This is a genomic window from Microcystis sp. T1-4, from assembly GCF_000297435.1.
Lineage (GTDB): Bacteria > Cyanobacteriota > Cyanobacteriia > Cyanobacteriales > Microcystaceae > Microcystis.
This window is the reverse complement of record NZ_CAIP01000069.1, coordinates 1-3652: the sequence shown is the minus strand read 5'-3', so window position 1 is coordinate 3652 and position 3652 is coordinate 1. Positions and strand designations below refer to the sequence as shown.

The 3652-nt window shown below is 47.0% G+C and carries 2 protein-coding genes; one reads left to right on the top strand and one right to left on the bottom strand.

What is annotated here, in order from left to right; translation table 11 throughout:
* Nucleotides 1-159: 159 nt before the first annotated feature.
* A complete protein-coding gene (gene acnB / locus MICAI_RS03710) occupies nucleotides 160-2769 on the bottom strand; it encodes a bifunctional aconitate hydratase 2/2-methylisocitrate dehydratase (protein ID WP_008197952.1) in 2610 nt (869 codons plus the stop codon).
* Between the two features lie 159 nt (nucleotides 2770-2928).
* On the opposite strand from acnB, the gene deoC reads away from it, so the two are divergent.
* Complete coding sequence (gene deoC, locus MICAI_RS03705; protein ID WP_008197950.1) at nucleotides 2929-3606, top strand: deoxyribose-phosphate aldolase; 678 nt, start codon at nucleotides 2929-2931, stop codon at nucleotides 3604-3606.
* Nucleotides 3607-3652 lie beyond the last annotated feature (46 nt).

Here is a 3652-nt window from a genome sequence, read left to right as displayed (position 1 = left end):
AACGGCGGTGAGGATGTCAAATTTTTATTTTATCGAGTTGTCATTCCGTATATCGAAAAAAATCCTATAATTGTCGAAAATTCGATCGTTAGAGGGGTCATCTTGATCGAAATCAAAAGAAATCTTTCGCCTCGATCGAAATGACCCATAACCGGTCAACTAACTCAAAACACCAGAAGGAATCCCTAAGATATCCTCAATCTTAGGTAAATCTTCTAGGGGAATGACCCGGCCTTCATCCTCAAAACCAGCGATTTCATTAAAGTTCAAATAGCGGTATAAATTGCTGGCAAAAGGATTAATTTTCTCGGTGACAATTGCGAGGTATTCCTCAACGGTGGGAATGCGTCCTAGCAGCGCACAAACTGCCGCTAATTCGGCGGAACCGAGATAGACTCGCGCATCTTTTCCCATGCGATTATTGAAGTTACGAGTCGAGGTAGAAAATACCGTCGCTCTGTCTTCAACCCGCGCTTGATTACCCATACAAAGGGAACATCCAGGCATCTCGGTACGGGCCCCAGAAGCGGCAAAAATACCGTACATTCCCTCCTCGCGCAATTGTTTTTCATCCATGCGGGTGGGGGGACAAATCCACAGTTTAGCCTTAGCAACTCCTGCACCTTCTAATATCTTAGCGGCGGCGCGATAATGACCAATATTAGTCATACAAGAACCGATGAACACCTCATCAATTGTATCCCCAGCGCATTCCGACATTAACTTGATATTATCGGGGTCATTGGGTGCAGCAACAATTGGTTCTTTAATCTCGTTTAAGTTGACGGTGATAATATCCGCATATTCGGCATCCTTATCCGCCTCCATCAGAACAGGATTAGCTAACCATTGTTCCATTTTTGCTACCCGACGTAGGATAGTTTTGGCATCACTATAACCCCGGGCCGCCATATTTTTTAACAGGGCCACATTAGAGCGTAAATATTCCGCCACTGTCTCGGTACTTAACTTAATCGTACAACCAGCACAGGAACGTTCCGCCGTGGCATCGGTTAACTCAAAAGCCTGTTCTAATTTCAAATCCGGCAGCCCTTCCATCTCCATAATGCGACCGTTAAAAACATTTTTTTTGTTCTGTTTTTCCACGGTTAATTTGCCTTCTTGGATGGCGACGTAGGGAATAGCATTAACAATATCGCGCAGAGTTACACCTGGTTGTAATTCCCCCGTAAAACGCACTAAAACCGATTCTGGCATATCCAAAGGCATTACTCCCAAAGCGGCGGCAAATGCCACTAAACCCGACCCCGCAGGAAAGGAAATTCCCAGGGGAAAACGAGTATGAGAATCGCCGCCAGTCCCCACCGTATCCGGCAATAACATCCGATTTAACCAGGAGTGAATAATGCCATCTCCCGGACGTAAAGCCACCCCACCCCGGGTAGAGAAAAAGTCCGGTAATTGGTGATGAGTTTGAATATCAACCGGTTTGGGATAGGCTGCCGTGTGACAGAAACTCTGCATGACTAAATCGGCGCTAAAACCTAAACAGGCTAACTCTTTTAACTCGTCTCTGGTCATCGGGCCGGTGGTATCCTGAGACCCTACCGTAGTCATAATTGGGTCACAGGAAGTACCCGGCCGCACCCCGGGTAAACCGCAAGCTTTGCCGACCATTTTTTGCGCTAGGGTGTAACCTTTACCGGTGTCATTAGGCATAGTGGGACGGGTAAATAGGGTACTAGCCTCAAGTCCCAAGGCGTGACGGGTTTTATCGGTGAGACTGCGACCGATTAAGAGGGGAATACGACCGCCGGCCCGCACTTCATCCAGAATTGTCTCAGGTTTGAGGCTAAAGGTGCTAATAGTTGCGCCCGCTTCGTTGGTGATTTTGCCTTCGTAGGGATAGATTTTAATCACATCCCCCGTGTTCATTTGGCTAACATCGCATTCAAGCGGTAAAGCACCGGAATCTTCAGCAGTATTAAAGAAGATAGGGGCGATTTTACTGCCTAAAATATAGCCACCAGCACGTTTATTAGGTACAAAGGGAATATCATCGCCAATATGCCAGAGAACCGAGTTAATTGCCGATTTTCGGCTGGAACCAGTCCCAACCACATCCCCCACATAGGCGACCGGATGGCCTAATTTTTTCAATTCGGCAATGGTTTCTAAAGACCCCGGTTGACGGGTTTCTAACATTACCAAAGCATGAAGGGGAATATCGGGCCGGGTGGTGGCATGGGGAGCGGGAGATAGGTCATCTGTATTGGTTTCTCCCGGGACTTTGAAGACGGTGACGGTAATTTCTTTAGCAAGTTTCGGTTTAGCGATAAACCAAGCGCCATTGGCCCAAGCATCGATAACCTGTTTAGCATAGGGATTGGTGTCGGATAATTCCAAAACCTCGTTAAATGCGTCGAATACCAGCAGGGTTTTACTTAAAGCACTGGCAGCGGCGGCGGCGATATTAATATCTCTGGATTTCAGTATTTCAATCAGAGAATGAACGTTATAACCACCGACCATGGTTCCCAGTAAGCTAACCGCACCCTGGGGGGAGATAACGCTAGATTTTATTTCACCTTTGGCAATTCCTGTTAAAAATCCCGCTTTAACGTAGGCCGCTTCATCAACTCCGGGGGGAACACGGTCACGCAGCAGGGTCAGCAATTCTCCCTTGAGTTCTTCGGACGGATTTTTGAGCATTTCGCATAATTCCGCCGTTTGTTGAGCATTGAGGGGAAGGGGAGGGATACCTAATTTCGCTCGGTCGGCAACGTGGCGGTGATACGCTTCTAACATAGGTCTATTTTCTCCTAGTCTTCACTTGTGACGGTTTCTTCCTAGGTTACTGGATCTTTGCTAGTCTCGGAATTTCTAGGTTAGCGAGAGATGACTTTATTGTGTGAATTCCATAAAATGAGAAAATAGCGATCGATTGACTATATTGAGGCTTAGATAATGGCTATCACCGATTCTGATCTAGATTTAGCACAATATATCGACCATTCTCTCCTCATCCCCACCGCCACCAGTGAACAATTAGAGGCTTACTGTCAACAGGCTGATCAATATCGTTTTCCCACCGTCTGCGTTTATCCCGCCGCCGTTAAGCAAGCTGTGCAGTTACTCCACGGCAAAAAAACTTTAGTTTCTACCGTGATTGGTTTTCCCGCAGGGGCCACTACCTCCGCAGTTAAACGTTATGAGGCTTTAGAAGCTGTAGATAATGGCGCTAAGGAGTTAGATGTGGTTATTAATCTCGGTTGGCTAAAAGATGGGAAATCCGAGGAATTATTCCAAGAAATTGCTAGTATTTGTCAGGAAACTGGCCAGACGATAAAAGCGATTCTGGAAACCTCGCAACTGACGGACACCGAGAAACGTTTAGCGGCGGAGATTTGCATGGATGCAGGAGTCAGTTATCTAAAAACCAGTACCGGCTGGTTTGGGGGTGCAACGGTTAGCGATGTCAAGTTTCTCAAGGAAATTAGCAAAGGCCGGGTAGGAATTAAAGCATCCGGCGGAATTCGCACCCTAGAACAAGCGATCGCTCTTATCCGGGCCGGGGCCACCCGTCTGGGAACTTCCCGTGGTGTCGATTTAGTCCGTCAGCAAAAAGCCGCCTTTGAGGAGTAATACTAAATCCTGTTTTAAAAATATAGGAAAGTGGGGTGTGGGGTGT

What these genes read in the sequence shown, in the direction of transcription:
- acnB (WP_008197952.1), bottom strand. Translation starts at nt 2,769, where the DNA reads ATGTTAGAAGCGTATCACCGCCACGTTGCCGACCGAGCGAAATTAGGT.
- deoC (WP_008197950.1), top strand. Translation starts at nt 2,929, where the DNA reads ATGGCTATCACCGATTCTGATCTAGATTTAGCACAATATATCGACCAT.